Origin of the sequence: Rhizobium sp. N324 (genome assembly GCF_001664485.1) — a bacterium.
Lineage (GTDB): Bacteria > Pseudomonadota > Alphaproteobacteria > Rhizobiales > Rhizobiaceae > Rhizobium.
The window spans coordinates 104,490-120,609 of sequence record NZ_CP013630.1; the positions used below are offsets into that span (position 1 = coordinate 104,490).

A 16,120-nucleotide genomic window follows, 5' to 3' on the forward strand; every position below is an offset into this window, starting at 1 on the left:
TGCATGACGCCTGAAGATAGGATTCATGCGCTCGGCATTTGGCAGGGCCCGATCGAAATCTCGCCGATCTCAGGCGGCATCACCAACCGGAACTATCTGGTCAGCGATGCCGTCGCGCGTTGCGTGGTGAGGCTCGGCACCGATATTCCCATCCATCACATCAGCCGCCAGAACGAACTTGCCGCAAGCCGCGCGGCCCATGCCGCCGGCCTGTCGCCTGCCGTCATCCACCATTCGCCCGGCGTGCTGGTGCTCGATTATATCGAAGCGCGGGCGCTGTCGCCGGAGGACGTCGGGACGCCTGATATGCTCGCCCGGATCGTTCCGCTCATCCGCGCCTGCCATCACGACATTGCCCGGCATTTCCGCGGCCAGGCGATGATCTTCTGGGTCTTCCACGTCATCCGCGATTACGCCGCCAGCCTGAAGGAGTCGGGCAGCCCCTATCTGCCATTGCTGCCGGCCCTGATCGGCAGGGCCGAGACGCTGGAACAAGCGGCAGGGCCGTTCGAGATTGCCTTCGGCCACAACGATCTGCTGGCCGCCAATTTTCTCGACGACGGCAAGCGGCTCTGGCTGATCGACTGGGATTATGCCGGCTTCAACACGCCGCTGTTCGATCTCGGCGGATTGGCCTCCAACAACGAGTTCTCGGAAGCCGGCGAGCAGATGATGCTGGAGACCTATTTCGACCGGCCGCTGACATCGGATCTCGGCCGGCGCTATCGCGCGATGAAATGCGCGTCGCTGCTGCGTGAGACGCTGTGGAGCATGATTTCGGAAATCCATTCCACCATCCAATTCGACTATGCCGCCTATACCGCCGAAAATCTCGGGCGCTTCGAACGCGCCTATCAAGCCTTTGAACAGGAACGATAAATGACGAAACAGTTACCGAAGACGGCAAAAGCCGTGGTCATCGGCGGCGGCATCATCGGCTGCTCGACAGCCTATCATCTCGGCAAGCTCGGCTGGACCGATACTGTTCTCCTGGAGCGCAAGAAGCTGACGTCGGGCACCACCTTCCATGCCGCCGGCCTCGTCGGCCAGCTGCGCAGCAGCGCCAACATCACCCAGCTGCTCGGTTATTCCGTCGATCTCTACAAGCGGCTGGAAGAGGAAACCGGCCTCGGCACCGGCTGGAAGATGAATGGCGGCCTGCGGCTTGCCTGCAACGAGGAGCGCTGGACCGAAGTCAAGCGTCAGGCAACCACGGCCCAGTCCTTCGGCCTCGAAATGCGATTGCTGACGCCGCAGGAGGCCTTCGATCTCTGGCCGTTGATGACGATAGACGATCTCGTCGGCGCTGCCTTCCTTCCCACAGACGGCCAGGCCAACCCGTCCGACATCACCCAGGCGCTGGCAAAAGGCGCCCGCATGGCGGGCGTTTCGATCTTCGAGGATACCGAAGTCCTCGATCTCGAGATCGACAAGGGCAGGATCCGCGCCGTCATTACCGCTGAGGGCCGTATCGAATGCGAGCGCGTCGTCGTCTGCGCCGGCCAATGGACGCGCGCCTTCGCTGCCCGCTTCGGCGTCAACGTACCGCTGGTCTCGGTCGAGCATCAATATATCATCACCGAATCTTTCGGTGTGCCCTCCAACCTGCCGACCCTGCGCGATCCCGATCGCCTGACCTATTACAAGGAGGAGGTCGGCGGCATCGTCATGGGCGGCTATGAGCCGAACCCGATCGCCTGGGCGGAGAAAGGCATCCCCGAAGGTTTCCACTACACGCTGCTGGACAGCAATTTCGACCATTTCGAGCAGAACATGGAGCAGGCGCTCGGCCGCGTTCCGGCGCTGGAGAATGTCGGCGTCAAGCAGCTGCTGAACGGCCCGGAAAGTTTTACGCCGGACGGCAATTTCATTCTCGGCGAGGCGCCGGAGCTGAAGAACTTCTTCGTCGGCGCCGGTTTCAACGCCTTCGGCATCGCCTCGGCCGGCGGCGCCGGTATGGCGCTCGCCGAATGGGTGACGAAGGGCGAGCCGCCCTATGATCTCTGGCCGGTCGATATCCGCCGCTTCGGCCGCCCGCACTTCGATACCGACTGGGTGCGCACCCGCGCGCTCGAAGCCTATGGCAAACACTACACCATGGCCTGGCCGTTCGAGGAGCATGCAAGCGGCCGCCCCTGCCGCAAGTCGCCGCTCTATGACCGGCTGAAGGCGCAGGGCGCCTGCTTCGGCGAAAAGCTTGGCTGGGAGCGGCCGAACTGGTTTGCCGATCTCTTCGCCAATGAGGAACCGAAGGACGTCTACAGCTATGGCAGGCAGAACTGGTTCGAGGCCGTCGGCCGCGAGCACAAGGCCGTGCGCGAGGCGGCCGTCATCTTCGACCAGACCTCCTTCGCCAAATTTGTGCTGAAGGGCAGGGATGCCGAGGCGGCCCTCTCCTGGATCGCCGCCAACGATGTCGCAAGACCCGTGGGATCGCTCATCTACACGCAGATGCTGAACGACAAGGGCGGCATCGAATGCGACCTGACCGTCGCCCGCGTCGCGGAGAACGAATATTACATCGTCACCGGCACCGGTTTCGCCACCCACGATTTCGATTGGATCGCCCGCAATATTCCGGAGGAGATGCACGCCGAACTGGTCGATGTCACCTCAGCCTACTCAGTGTTGTCGCTGATGGGACCGAATGCACGCGCCGTGCTGGAAAAGGTGACGGGAAGCGACGTCTCGAATACGGCCTTCCCCTTCGGCCAGGTCAGAACCATCGGCATTTCGGGCTGCCCGGTGCGGGCCTTGCGCATCACCTATGTCGGCGAACTCGGCTATGAACTGCATGTCCCCATCGAATATGCGACCACGGTCTATGCCGTATTGATGACTGCTGGCGGCGAGTTCGGCCTCGTCAATGCCGGCTACCGCGCCATCGAAAGCTGCCGCCTGGAAAAAGGCTATCGCGCCTGGGGCTCCGATATCGGCCCCGACCACACGCCTGTTGAGGCCGGCCTCGGCTGGGCGGTGAAGATCAGGAAGAACGTTCCCTTCCGCGGCCGCGAGGCGATCGAACGGCAGCTTGCGGACGGCGTCAAGAAGCGCCTCGCCTGCTTCGTGCCAGACGATCCTGAGGTGGTGCTGCTCGGCCGCGAAACCATCTATCGCGACGGCAAGCGCGTCGGCTGGCTGTCGAGCGGCGGCTTCGGCTACACGCTCGGCAAACCGATCGGCTACGGCTATGTCCGCAATGCCGATGGCGTGACGGAGGATTTCGTCCTCTCCGGCACCTATGAACTCGATGTCGCCAGGGAGCGCATCCCCTGCAAGGTGTCGCTGGCGCCGCTCTACGATCCGGATATGGTGCGGGTGAAGACGTGAGGGGGCGGCGTAGATTTGCGCCTCTGCGTCAAAGCGGGACGGTCGCGACTTGGCTCCGTCTTCTCCCCAGCGGGGAGGAGGTGGCCCGAAGGGTCGGATGAGGGGGCCACACGGCACGCCATCCATTGCCCTTCGCTTGCGCTCAGCGCATTCGCGACCTTGCCGCTCACCCCCTCATCTGCCTGCCGGCATCTTCTCCCCGCTGGGGAGAAGGGACGTGTAGCACGCGCCTTGCCAGCTCTCGCTAAGTTAGAGCAAGGCGTGCCGGAGGAAGAGATAGAGGCTGCGTTAGAGCATGATGCCGAAAAGTGTGAGCGGTTTTCGGACGACATCATGCTCTAACCGTTTAATTTAGAACAGGATTCAGATTTTAGGCCGACCCGGCCTAAAATCATCCTGTTCTAGAGAATCTTCAACTCTCAAAACAACGGCAGCCGATCGTCCTGGATCAGGATTTCCAGCTTGTCCGACACATCCTGCGCCCACGCCCGATGTTCCGTCAAAGCCTTCGGGAAAAGTCCGGGCAGGGTGAAAAGCGCCGCCGAAATCGCAGGCCCCGTGCGCGGGACATCGGCGATCAGTGCAGCGATTTCCGCGGCTCGGGGGTCGCGCAGCTCGAAGCGCTCGCCATTGCCGTGTTCGCCGAGCGCATAGCGCATCCATGCCGCCACGGCGATTGCATAGGTCTCCGCCCTGTCGCCATGCGCCAACGCCTCGCAGGCCGGTTCCAGCAGCCGCTGCGGCAGCTTTTGCGTGCCGTCCATGGCGATCTGGTAGGTGCGATGGGCAATCGCCTTATTTGCAAAGCGGGCTATCAATTCGTTGGCGTAATCGTCGAGATCGATGCCGGGGACCGGATCGAGCGTTCTCGCCGCCGCATGCATGTGGCGATAGGCCAGCGCTGCCAGGGCGGCATCGTCCATCACGTCGCGGATGAATTCATAGCCGCCGATATAACCGAGATAGGCGAGCAGCGAATGCGCCCCGTTCAGCATCCGGAGCTTCATCTTCTCATAGGCCGAGACGTCTTCGACCATCAGCGCGCCGCGCACCTTTTCCCAGGCCGGGCGGCCATTGGCGAAATGGTCCTCGATGACCCACTGCGTAAAGGGCTCCGTCTCGATCGCCGCCATATCCGCGCGGCCCGTCAGCCGCTCGGCATCGGCATAGGTCGCCTCGGTGCTGGCCGGCGTGATGCGGTCGACCATCGTCGACGGGAAGGGCACATTCGCTTCGATCCAGCGATGCAGATCGGCATCGATGCGGGAGGTGAATTCGAGCACCAGGCGCTTCAGAACAGCGCCGTTGCTCGGCAGGTTGTCGCAGCTGAGCGGCGTAAAGGGCGCAATACCTTTCTGCCGGCGGCGTGCAAGGCCTTCGACGAGATAGCCGATGACGCCGCGCGGCGCATGCCGGTTGGCGAGGTCCACGACGATATCGGGATGTTTGAGATCGAGGCCGCCCGTTGCCGGATCGAAACCATAGGCTTTTTCCGTCACCGTCATGCTGACGATGCGGATCGCGGGATCTTCGAGCCGCGCCAGCAGTCCGGCCGGATCGCGCGGCGCCACATGCGCCTTCAGGATCGAGCCGATCACCTCGGCGGTCGTACCCGAGGTGTCGCGGATCAGCGTCGTATAAAGCCCGTTCTGGGCACTCAGATTGTCGGCGACATCGGGTGTGCGCAGGCTTGCCACCTCGATGCCCCAGTCGCCGCCTGCGGCCGCCAGCGCGCCATCGGTGAACGGCGCGAAATGCGCGCGGAAGAAGGCGCCGGGGCCTAGGTGCAGGATGCCGCTTTTCAGCCGGCTGCGGTCATAGGCGGGAAGCTTCGCCGTCGGGGCGAGGCCGGAAAGGGTCTGCAGTCGTTCGGTCACAGCTTGTAGGCCTTCTTCGCATTGCCATAGGAAAGTTCGCCCGCCACGATCGCGGCGTCGCTCTTGGAAATCCGGTGCTCGGCGGCAAGCCCGGCGAGGAAGCGGCAAACTTCGCGGCGCCAAACATCATGCCGCGCCGGGATCGAAAGCAGCGCCCGCGTATCGTCGTTGAAACCGGCCATATTGGCAAAGCCTGCCGTTTCCACCACCTGGTCGAGATAGCGGCGAATGCCGAGCGGGCTGTCGTGGAACCACCAGGGCGGGCCGATCATCAGGCAGGGCCAATGGCCGACCATCGGCGCCATCTCGCGCGCATAGGTCGTCTCGTCGAGCGTGAAGAGCAGCACCCGCAGCCCCGGCGCATGGCCGTATTTGGAAAGCAGCGCATTGAGGCCGCCGACCCAGTCGGTGCAGGTCGGAATATCGGCGCCCATATTGGGCCCGCGCGTCGCAAACAACCCACTGTCGGTGTTGCGCCGCGAGCCTGCATGGATCTGCATCACCATGCCGTCCTCGGCCGAAAGCCCGGCCATCTCGGTCATCATCTGGCCGCGGAAAAGCTCGGCATCTTGAGCAGAAAGCGGTCCCTTCAGCGCCTTGTCGAGCAGCGCCTGCCTTTCGGCAAGCGGCAGATCGGCGGTGAAGGCTGTGGGCACGCCGTGGTCGGTCGCGGTGGCGCCGAACTGGCGGAAATAGGCGCGCCGGCGCCGATGCGCCTCGATCAGCCCCTCCCAGCGCGTCACGTCAGCGCCGGTGATCTCACCGAACTTCACGAGATTGTCGCGGAAGCCGACCGCATCCGGATCGGTGACGCTGTCCGGCCGGTAGGTGGTGCGCACTCTGCCGATCCAGCCGTCGGCCGCCATCTTCTGATGATGTGTCAGCGGGTCGAGCGCGCCCTCGGTCGTCGCAATCGTTTCGATGCCGAATCGCTGATGCAGCGCCCGCGGACGGAATTCGGGAAGGGCGAGCTGAGCATTGATATGGTCGTAGAGCGCATCGGCATTGTCCGATGTCAGCGGCTCGGGGCAGCCGAGCACGGCCGACATGGCGTGGTCGACCCAGAGGCTCGACGGTGTTCCGCGGAAGAGATGATAATGCCTGCCAAAAGTCCGCCAGATCGTCCGCCCCGCTGCCACCGGCTTGCCGTCGAGCCGCGGCACGCCGAGCGCGTCCAGGGGAACGCCGACGCTGTGCAGCATCCGGAAGAGATAGTGATCGGGAATGACCAGCAGCGAGGCCGCATCTTCGAAGGGCTTGTCGTCGGCGAACCAGGACGGTTCGGTATGCCCATGTGGGCTGACGATCGGAAGATGGCGCACCGTCTCATAGAGGTCGCGCGCGATCGTTCGTGTTGCCGGGTCGGCCGGAAAGAGCCGGTCCGGATGAAGAAAGCCGTTTCCTACATCCATCAGTATTCCTCCCTGATGGATAAGGGCCTACCCCACAACATCAGGCGCGGCAAGGTCTTTTAGTAACCAGATGGTTCGGTTTTTGCGCACCTCTGCGCCGGCCTTCGAAAGCATTGACGAAACGGTCTATTTCCGCTTTGGGAGAAGCATCTGTACTGCCGGTTTCGGCAAAGGAGGATCGATGTCCGACGAGACGAACCGCATCACCCGGCTCGAGGAAATGCTGGCCCATCAGGCAAAGACAATCGAGGAACTGTCCGATCAGCTGACCGAACAATGGAAGATCGTCGAGCAGATGCGCACCAAGCTCGACCGACTGACCGAACGTTTCCTGTCGCTTGAGGAACAGTCGCTGGAGGCCCCTGGTATCACCCGCCCGCCGCATTATTGACGGCACGCGGCAGTCTGCCGCGTGCACTGCTTTCACGGAATGGTCTCAGACGCCGCCGATGCAGAGATATTTCATTTCCAGATAGTCGTCGGCGCCGTGGCGTGAGCCCTCGCGGCCGAGGCCGGATTGTTTGATGCCGCCGAATGGCGCGGTCTCGGAGGACATGATGCCGGTGTTGATGCCGATCATGCCATATTCCAGCGCCTCCGCCACCCGCCAGACCTTCTTCAGGTCGCCGGCATAGAAGTAGGCGGCAAGGCCGAATTCCGTATCATTGGCTTGAGCGATGACATCCTCGGCCGTCTCGAAACGGAAGAGCGGCGCCACCGGCCCGAAGGTTTCCTCGCGCGCCACCTTCATGCCGCGCTCAACGCCGGTCAGCACCGTCGGGGCAAAGAAGGTGCCGGCGCCGTCAATGCGTTTGCCGCCGGTCAGTACCTTGGCACCCTTGGCAAGCGCATCGCCGACATGGTCTTCCACCTTGGCAAGACCCTGCTCGTCGATCAGCGGCCCGATCTCGACCCCCGCCTGGAAGCCGTCGCCGACCGACATTGCGGCGACCTTGGCGGCAAGCTTGGCCGCGAAGGCGTCATAGACGCTCGACTGGATGTAGAGGCGGTTGGCGCAAACGCAGGTCTGGCCGGCATTGCGGTATTTGGAGGCGATCGCGCCCTCAACCGCGGCGTCGAGATCGGCATCGTCGAAGACGATGAACGGCGCATTGCCGCCGAGCTCCAGGCTCACCTTCTTGATCTGGTCAGCGCATTGCCGCATCAGGATGCGGCCGACCTCCGTCGAGCCGGTGAAGCTGATCTTGCGCACCTTGTCGTTGCCGCACAGCTCGCGGCCGATCGCCGGGCCGTCGACGCCGACGATGAGGTTGAAGACGCCGGAGGGAATGCCGGCCTGTTCGGCGAGCACGGCAAGGGCGATTGCCGTCAGCGGCGTCTGTTCGGCGGGCTTTGAGACGACCGTGCAGCCGACGGCCAGTGCCGGCGCAATCTTGCGGGCGATCATCGCGGCCGGGAAATTCCACGGCGTGATCGTGCCGACGACGCCGACCGGTTGCTTGATGACGATCATGCGCTTGTCATTCGAAGGCGCGGGGATCGTCTCGCCATAGATTCGCTTGGCTTCTTCGGCGTACCATTCGACATAGGACGCGGCATACAGGATCTCGCCGCGCGCTTCCGCGAAAGGCTTGCCCATTTCGGCGGTCAGGATCGCGGCGAGCGCGTCCGCATTGGCGACCATCAGATCGAACCATTTGCGCAGGATGGCGCTGCGCTCCTTGGCCGGGCGGGCAGCCCAGGCCGGCTGGGCGGCATAGGCCGCATCGATCGCCGCCCGCGTCTCGGCAGCCCCCATATCGGGCAGCGAAGCGAGCAGCTCGCCCGTTGCAGGGTTGAGCACGTCGAAGGTCTTTGAGGCATCGCCCGATGTCCAGACGCCGTTGATATAGCCCGCAGCGCGCAGGAACGGCGAAGAGAAGGGAACGTGCCTTGTCAGGGCGGTGGTGAAAGCCATGTCATATCTCCTTGGGAGCGGCTGCCTGTTGCCGGCAGCCGTTGTAATCCGGTACCTGTCGCGTCACTTGGCCGAACTCGCTTCCAGCATCGAGGCCTTGAGAATGTCGAGCGCCTCGCCGAAGACTTCGTCCTGGATGGTGATCGGCGCGAGGAAGCGGATGACGTTGCCGTGGACGCCGCAGGTGAGCAGGATCAGCCCCTTGTCGAGCGCGATCAGCCGCACCCGGTTGGCGAAATCGGCGCTCGGCAATCCCGTCGTCCGGTCGTTGAATTCGACGGCGTTCATGAAGCCAGGGCCACGGATATCGGCGATCTCGGGCACCGTCTCGCGCAGCGATTCCAGCCGCTGCTTCAGCCGTCCGCCAAGCAGGTTGGCGCGGCCGCAGAGATCTTCGTCCTGGATGACGTCGAGCACGGCGTGGGCGGCGGCGATGCCGAGCGGATTGCCGCCATAGGTGCCGCCGAGACCGCCCGGTCCTGGCGCGTCCATGATCTCGGCGCGGCCGGTGACGGCGGCGAGCGGAAAACCGCCGGCAAGGCTCTTTGCCATCGTCGTCAGGTCGGCCGCCACCTCGTGATGATCCATGGCGAACATCTTACCGGTGCGGGCAAAACCGGTCTGCACCTCGTCGGCGATCAGCAGGATGCCGTGCTGGTCGCAGAGTTCGCGCAGCGCCTTCATGAAGGCGGCGGGGGCGGCGTAGAAACCGCCTTCGCCCTGCACCGGCTCGATGATGATGGCCGCGACCCGCTGCGGATCGACATCGGCGGCAAAGAGCTTCTTCAGCGCCGCAAGCGACTGATCGGCGGTGACGCCGTGCAGTTCGACCGGGAAAGGAACGTGGAACACATCGCCCGGCATGGCGCCGAAGCCGACCTTGTAGGGCACGACCTTGCCGGTCAGCGCCATGCCCATGAAGGTTCGGCCATGGAAGCCGCCGCCAAAGGCGATGACGGCCGAGCGGCCGGTGGCCGCACGCGCGATCTTGACGGCGTTTTCGACCGCTTCGGCGCCCGTGGTGACGAAGATCGTCTTCTTCTCGAAGGCGCCCGGCAGCAGCGCGTTCAACCGTTCGGCAAGGCTGACATAGTTTTCGTAGGGAACAACCTGGTGGCAGGTATGGGTGAAATGGTCGAGCTGATCCTTGACCGCCGCGATGACTTTGGGGTGGCGGTGTCCGGTATTGAGAACGGCGATGCCGGCCGCGAAATCGATATAGCGGCGGCCCTCCTTGTCCCAGATCTCGGCATTCTCCGCACGGTCGGCATAGATCTGGGTCGTCATGCCGACACCGCGGGAAATGGCGGCGTTCTTCCGGTCGGTAAGGCTTGTCGCGGTCATCGATGCGCTCCTGGCTGAAAGGGATCTGGAATTATCTTGCAGAAATTCTGCAATCGCTATCGAAATTCCTACATTTTTCCTGTAAGAAAACAAGAGCCATTTTTTGCTTCAAACATCATGTGTTTTGATGAATGCTCGCACGCGATTGGAATCAGGGATATTTCGGATGAATGATAGCGGGCCTGTACGCTACAAGGTGGCCGAGGCCGCGCGGTTGGCGGGCGTTTCGGCTTCGACGCTGCGGCTGTGGGAAAGCCAGGGTCTGCTCGTTCCCGGCCGTTCGCAAACCGGCCATCGGCAATACAGCGCCGACGATCTGGCGCGCTTGAAGCGCATTTCCTGGTATCGTGTCGAGCGCGGCCTCAATCCCGCGGCCATCCGCGAGGCGCTGGAGGCCGAGGAGCCGTCCGCCGATGGCGCGGAGACAAGCCAGGGCACCGGCCTCGGCCGCAAGCTGCGCAGCCTGCGCCACGCGAGCAGCAAGACGCTGGATCAGGTGGCCGGCGACATCGGCATCACCGCTTCGACCCTCTCGACCCTGGAGCGCACCTCGCAGGGGGTCAGCTTCAAGCTCCTGCATGACCTCGCCGAGTATTACGGCACCACCGTCTCGCGCCTGTCCGGCGAAGAAACCGAGGATGGATCGGCTGTGGTGCGCTCAGGCGAATGGCGTAATTGGCCGGAAACGACGCCGGGCGTTACGGTGCAGCTGCTTGCCGAAGGCCGCAGGATGATGGATTGCCATCGTTTCGTGCTGGCGCCGGGTGCCGCCAGCGAAGGCGCCTATCGTCACGAGGGCGAGGAGTTCATGCACGTTCTGTCCGGCCGGCTCGAACTGGTGCTCGACAGCGATCAATTCTTCGATCTCGGCCCGGGCGATTCGCTTTATTTCGAAAGCCGCCGCTACCATTCCTGGCGCAACCGCCACGACGGCGAAACCGTGCTGCTCTGGATCAACACGCCGCCGACATTCTGATCCACCGCCAGAGGAAGCGGTTTCGCATTTTGCGGCTTTGCGCTATAGCGCTAAAACACGATCTCAGGCCGGTTCAGCCTGACATCCCAGGGAAAGACAGTCTTATGGCCGCCACCATACGTTATCACGAAGGCGATATATCAGCGGCCGATGCCGCCCGCTACACCGGCGCGGTCGCCATCGATACCGAAACGCTCGGCCTGGTGCCGCGCCGGGACCGGCTCTGCGTCGTCCAGCTTTCGCCGGGTGACGGCACCGCCGACGTCATCCGCATCGCCGCCGGCCAGAAAGAGGCCCCCAATCTTGTCGCTTTGCTCGAAGATCCGACCCATCAGAAGATCTTCCATTATGGCCGCTTCGATATTGCCGTGCTCTTCCACACTTTCGGTGTCACGACGAACCCCGTCTTCTGCACCAAGATCGCATCGCGCCTGATCCGCACCTATACGGATCGGCATGGCCTCAAGGACAATCTCAAGGAGATGCTCGACGTCGATATTTCCAAGACGCAGCAATCTTCCGATTGGGCGGCCGAGACGCTGTCTCCGGCCCAGCTCGAATATGCCGCTTCCGATGTGCTTTATCTCCACGCGTTGCGCGACAAGCTGACGGCACGCTTGATCCGCGACGGCCGCTTCGACCATGCGACGGCCTGCTTCGCATTCCTGCCGACCCGCGCCAAGCTCGACCTGCTCGGCTGGGAAGAGGCCGATATCTTCGCCCATAGCTGAGTAAAGCAGCTGCGACACGCAGACAGACAAAGGCCGTGGACTGGCGTGTCCGAGGCGTTAGCGATTCGTTAACGCCTCTTTTCTAAAATTCCCCTTATATTTATGCATTTCGATGACGCCGGTACTGCGTCATGCGGATAGGAGGATCTGCTGGGATGCAAGGGGGCCGGATGAGCACGGTCCTTTTATAGAGCCTGCTTTCATCGTCACTTTACGAAAGGAGCATGCCATGTTGACTCCCGTTCGTGCAGCGTCCAATGCAAGCTTTTCGTCCCAAGGCCAGACTGCGGCAATCGTCGCCGGCGGCCTCGGTCGTTCTGTGATTGCTCCAGCGCCGGTCAACCCCGTCGAAGCCGCCGATCTGAATTCCGCTATTGCCGGCAAACTCAGTATCCTGCTCCTTGCCGCACGCGAGCGCATGATCGAAGCCCTTTTCGACGCCATCGATGCGGCCGGCCGCGCGATCTCGCTGGATCGCGGCGAGGACGAGAGCAATCTTGCCTTCGCCTCCCGGCTTGCCGATGCCATCCAGCGGCTGCCGGCCGCCAGGATCGACGAAGTCGAGCGCCAACTCACCGAGCAAGGCCACAGCCTGCCGCTTCGGATGATCGCCGCAGCGCTGAAGAATCCCGCGGGCCCGGAGGCGGCGCGCATCGTCGCCTATCTGGAAATCGTCCGCTACAAGGATCGCGATCTCGCCGCCCGCGCCGTCGTGCGCTCCTATGGCCAGAACGACGCTTCGCCGATGCGCGCCGAAGCCCGGCCGGAGATCCAGCTGCATGAGAATCATTCGCCTGCCGCCATGCGCCAGCCGGCAGACAAGCCGTCCGCGCCCGCCAGTGCGCTGAGCGAGACCGCGGCGCTGGCGACGGCTGAGGAAGCGGTGATCGCCGAGGCCGTGGACGCTGCCGATCCGGAAACGCCGCGGCGTGAAAACCGGGCTCAGTCCGCAGCGGCAAGCGCGGTCGCGTCGGAAGAATCCGAGCCGCAGGAGATCGACGCCGCGCCAGCCTTGCCGGTCGAAGCCGCAGCGGCTGAGGACGCGCGGGAAACGCCGGAGGCGCCTGCAATCCAGCCGCGCGCCATGCCGGAAAAAGGCGATCCCGTCATTCCCAGGAATTGGACGGGAATTGTCGCTTCGATGACCGAAGAGGTCTCCGAGATGATCGTCACCATCATCCGCGAGCAAGACGCCGAAACCGTGCCGGAGAATGGTCCCGTCGAAGCGGCCGTGGAGATCGATGCGATTCTCGATGATGCCGTCATCAGCGATGCCACCGAAACCTTGATCCGGCAGCCGGCGGAACCCGCAGCGCCCGATGCGCGCGCCGCCGCAGCGCCGCGCGCCTCGCCGGTGGAAACGGAGATTGTGGCTGCCCGCCAGCCGAAAGAGATTGCCGCGCCGCCAATGATGCCGCTTCCCGAGACGGCCGAGGCTGCCTATCTACCGCTCGCGGCAAGGATGCCGGAGGGATTTGCCTATACGCAGCTGCCCTATCAGTTTGCCAAGGATGTCCCGCCGAACGAGAAGGCCGGTGAAGCCAGCCACCAAAATCCGCATCATCACGACGAGGCGCCGCCAGACCAACAGCAAGAGAATCTGCAGCAGGAAAATCAGCAGCAGGCGCAGTCCGGCGCCGGGGATGTGGCGGCCGATGCCGAAGCAGCCAGTGCGGGGCCTCAGCGCAGGACGCCGAGGATGATTGATGCCGAGCCGACGCCTTATCAGTCCGGCGCGGCCGCCGACCCTGTTTACGCGCTCTATCAGCGCATGGTCGGCTGGGAGTAACATCTTTACCGCCTGAAAATGAAGAACCCGCCGGATCGCTCCGGCGGGTTCTTCAATTCAAAGGCGGATGCGAGGCTTATTCGCCGCCGCGGTTCTTGAGCGCTGCGCCCAGAATGTCGCCGAGTGAAGCGCCGCTGTCGGACGAACCGAACTGAGCAACGGCTTCCTTCTCTTCCGCAATCTCCAGAGCCTTGATGGACAGCATGATCTTGCGGTCCTTCTTGGAGAAGTTGGTGACGCGGGCATCGAAGACCTGGCCGACCGAGAAGCGCTCGGGGCGCTGTTCGTCGCGGTCGCGGGCGAGGTCGGCGCGACGGATGAACGAAGTGATGTCCTCGTGGTTAACGAGCTTCACTTCGACGCCGCCGTCGTTGACCGCGATGACTTCGCAGGAAACGACTGCATTCTTGCGCAGGTCGCCCGATGCAGCGGCGTCGCCGACCGCATCCTTGCCGAGCTGCTTGATGCCGAGCGAGATGCGTTCCTTCTCGACATCGACGTCGAGAACGACGGCCTTGACGACGTCACCCTTGTTGAACTCCTCGATGACCTGTTCGCCCGGACGGTTCCAGTCGAGGTCGGAGAGGTGCACCATGCCGTCGACGTCGCCGTCGAGACCGATGAACAGGCCGAATTCGGTCTTGTTCTTGACTTCGCCTTCGACTTCAGTGCCGGCCGGATGGCTGCGGGCGAATGCTGCCCACGGATTTTCCAGCGTCTGCTTGAGGCCGAGCGAAATACGGCGCTTGGACGGGTCGACTTCGAGAACGACGACTTCGACTTCCTGGCTCGTGGACAGGATCTTGCCGGGGTGAACGTTCTTCTTGGTCCAGGACATTTCCGAGATATGGATCAGGCCTTCGATGCCCGGCTCCAGCTCGACGAATGCACCGTAGTCGGTGATATTCGTGACGGTACCGGAAATCTTCTTGCCTTCCGGATACTTGGCCTGGATGCCATCCCACGGATCGCTCTCGAGCTGCTTCATGCCGAGCGAGATGCGGTGGGTTTCCTGGTTGATGCGGATGATCTGAACCTTGACCTGCTGGCCGATGTTCAGGATTTCCGACGGATGGTTGACGCGGCGCCATGCCATGTCGGTGACGTGCAGCAGGCCGTCGATACCGCCGAGGTCGACGAACGCACCGTAATCGGTGATGTTCTTGACGACACCGTCGACAACCTGGCCTTCTTCGAGGTTCTGAACGATTTCAGAACGCTGCTCGGCACGGGATTCTTCCAGAACCGTACGGCGCGAAACCACGATGTTGCCGCGGCGCTTGTCCATCTTGAGGATTTCGAAGGGCTGCGGGTTGTGCATCAGCGGAGTAACGTCGCGGATCGGGCGGATATCGACTTGCGAACGTGGCAGGAAGGCGATCGCACCGTCGAGATCGACGGTGAAGCCGCCCTTGACCTGGTTGAAGATCACGCCTTCGACGCGCTCGCCGGCTTCGAACTTGGCTTCGAGCTTGACCCAGCTCTCTTCGCGGCGAGCCTTCTCGCGCGACAGAACGGCTTCGCCGAGCGCGTTTTCGATACGCTCGACGTAAACTTCGACTTCATCGCCAACCTTGAGCTGGCCATCCTTGGCGCGGGCGCCGAATTCCTTGAGCGCGATGCGGCCTTCGACCTTCAGGCCGACGTCGACAACGGCGACATCCTTTTCGATGCCCGTGACGATACCCTTGGTGACATAGCCTTCGGCCAGATCGTTCTTGGCAAAGGACTCTTCGAGAAGGGCCGCGAAATCCTCGCGAGAGGGAGTAGCTACTGACATAAAATCTCCTGCGTGTCCTGGATAGGAAGCGGACACGTATGCGCCGGTTGGTTTGCGTTGAACGGGCCTGAACCCAGTCCGCCCTCTTTCACGAAGGCAATCCGGCGCTTGGACGGAATTTCAGGCTGCTGTATGAAAAGCGATCCATGCGTCTGAGCATGCAAAATCGCTTCAATTTAGGCATTTCGGCTCAAGACCGCATCGATGATCGATTGTGCGGCTTGAAACGCGGCCTCTATACTCATTTCCGACGTATCAAGCAAGTGCGCATCGACTGCTGGTTTCAAAGGGCTGTCGGCCCGTCCCATGTCGCGTTCGTCGCGCCGCTTGACGTCTTCGAAAATCGCATCGAAATCCGCCGTCGCACCTCGGCCGATGATCTCGTCGTAACGGCGTCTTGCCCGCACCTCCGCCGTCGCCGTCACATAGAGCTTCACCGGTGCATCAGGGCAGACGACCGTGCCGATATCGCGCCCGTCGAGCACCGTTCCCGGTGCTTTCGTCGCAAACCGGCGCTGCGCCTCGACCAGCGCCCGTCGCACCGCCGGCATGACGGCGATTGTCGAAGCGGCTTCGCCGATCTCATGTTCGGAAAGTATATCGCGATCCAGCCCGGCGAGTTCAACCTCCCGTGCGATCTTTTCCGCCACCGCCTCGTCGTTAAGGGGCAGGCCGGCGTCGAGCAGCGCCTTGGCCGTGGCGCGATAGGTCAGGCCGGTGTCGAGATGGTGGAAGCCGTATTGCTCGGCGATGCGGCGCGAAAGCGTGCCCTTGCCGGCCGCTGCCGGGCCATCGACGGCGATGGTGAAAGTCTTGCTGTTCATGTGTCGATCCTGGGGCACCTGGCTGAAAGGCGGCGGCGCAACGCCTTCAACACGTAATGCTTTGTAAAGTCGCAGCATTTTCTGCGCAAGCCCGATCCTTCCGGCGACGATCTTCGCCCGCCTCTGCTGCTGCGGCGGC

The 16,120-nt window shown here is 62.9% G+C and carries 12 protein-coding genes; 6 read left to right on the plus strand and 6 right to left on the minus strand.

The window, feature by feature from the left end; genetic code table 11:
• Positions 1 to 3: 3 nt before the first annotated feature.
• Both AMK05_RS00470 and AMK05_RS00475 read left to right on the plus strand, forming a co-directional pair.
• Complete coding sequence (locus AMK05_RS00470; protein WP_064835570.1) at positions 4 to 879, plus strand: phosphotransferase; 876 nt, start codon at positions 4 to 6, stop codon at positions 877 to 879.
• Positions 880 to 3,330: a GcvT family protein gene (locus tag AMK05_RS00475; RefSeq protein WP_064835572.1), complete on the plus strand. Its 2,451-nt coding sequence runs from the start codon at positions 880 to 882 to the stop codon at positions 3,328 to 3,330.
• Positions 3,331 to 3,749: 419 nt separating this feature from the next.
• Here the strand turns inward: AMK05_RS00475 and AMK05_RS00480 are convergent, their stop codons facing one another.
• Entirely contained in the window at positions 3,750 to 5,207 is a 1,458-nt protein-coding gene (locus AMK05_RS00480) for a mannitol dehydrogenase family protein (protein ID WP_064835574.1), read from the minus strand.
• Complete coding sequence (gene uxaC / locus AMK05_RS00485; protein WP_064835576.1) at positions 5,204 to 6,619, minus strand: glucuronate isomerase; 1,416 nt, start codon at positions 6,617 to 6,619, stop codon at positions 5,204 to 5,206. The genes AMK05_RS00480 and uxaC overlap by 4 nt, the downstream gene beginning before the upstream one ends.
• A 181-nt stretch (positions 6,620 to 6,800) precedes the next feature.
• Here uxaC and AMK05_RS00490 point away from each other — a divergent pair, with 181 nt between their 5' ends.
• Positions 6,801 to 7,010, plus strand: coding sequence for a SlyX family protein (locus AMK05_RS00490; protein ID WP_064841221.1), 210 nt, complete (start codon positions 6,801 to 6,803; stop codon positions 7,008 to 7,010).
• A 45-nt stretch (positions 7,011 to 7,055) separates the two neighbouring features.
• Here AMK05_RS00490 and AMK05_RS00495 read toward each other — a convergent pair whose 3' ends face one another.
• Together AMK05_RS00495 and AMK05_RS00500 are read right to left on the minus strand one after the other, a co-directional pair.
• On the minus strand, positions 7,056 to 8,537 hold the full coding sequence (locus AMK05_RS00495; RefSeq protein ID WP_064835578.1) for an NAD-dependent succinate-semialdehyde dehydrogenase: 1,482 nt from the start codon (positions 8,535 to 8,537) through the stop codon (positions 7,056 to 7,058).
• Between the two features lie 63 nt (positions 8,538 to 8,600).
• Positions 8,601 to 9,881, minus strand: a complete 1,281-nt coding sequence (locus AMK05_RS00500) for a 4-aminobutyrate--2-oxoglutarate transaminase (RefSeq protein WP_064835580.1) — start codon at positions 9,879 to 9,881, stop codon at positions 8,601 to 8,603.
• 166 nt (positions 9,882 to 10,047) lie between these two features.
• On the opposite strand from AMK05_RS00500, the gene AMK05_RS00505 reads away from it, so the two are divergent.
• The 3 genes from AMK05_RS00505 to AMK05_RS00515 all read left to right on the plus strand — a co-directional run bounded on the left by AMK05_RS00505 (position 10,048) and on the right by AMK05_RS00515 (position 13,377).
• On the plus strand, positions 10,048 to 10,857 hold the full coding sequence (locus AMK05_RS00505; protein ID WP_064835582.1) for a MerR family transcriptional regulator: 810 nt from the start codon (positions 10,048 to 10,050) through the stop codon (positions 10,855 to 10,857).
• A gap of 104 nt (positions 10,858 to 10,961) precedes the next feature.
• Positions 10,962 to 11,588: a ribonuclease D gene (locus AMK05_RS00510; protein WP_064835584.1), complete on the plus strand. Its 627-nt coding sequence runs from the start codon at positions 10,962 to 10,964 to the stop codon at positions 11,586 to 11,588.
• Between the two features lie 229 nt (positions 11,589 to 11,817).
• Complete coding sequence (locus AMK05_RS00515) at positions 11,818 to 13,377, plus strand: hypothetical protein (protein ID WP_064835586.1); 1,560 nt, start codon at positions 11,818 to 11,820, stop codon at positions 13,375 to 13,377.
• A gap of 76 nt (positions 13,378 to 13,453) precedes the next feature.
• Here the strand turns inward: AMK05_RS00515 and rpsA are convergent, their stop codons facing one another.
• On the minus strand, positions 13,454 to 15,157 hold the full coding sequence (gene rpsA, locus AMK05_RS00520) for a 30S ribosomal protein S1 (RefSeq protein ID WP_003571265.1): 1,704 nt from the start codon (positions 15,155 to 15,157) through the stop codon (positions 13,454 to 13,456).
• A gap of 176 nt (positions 15,158 to 15,333) precedes the next feature.
• Positions 15,334 to 15,981, minus strand: coding sequence for a (d)CMP kinase (gene cmk / locus AMK05_RS00525; RefSeq protein ID WP_064841222.1), 648 nt, complete (start codon positions 15,979 to 15,981; stop codon positions 15,334 to 15,336).
• Positions 15,982 to 16,120 lie beyond the last annotated feature (139 nt).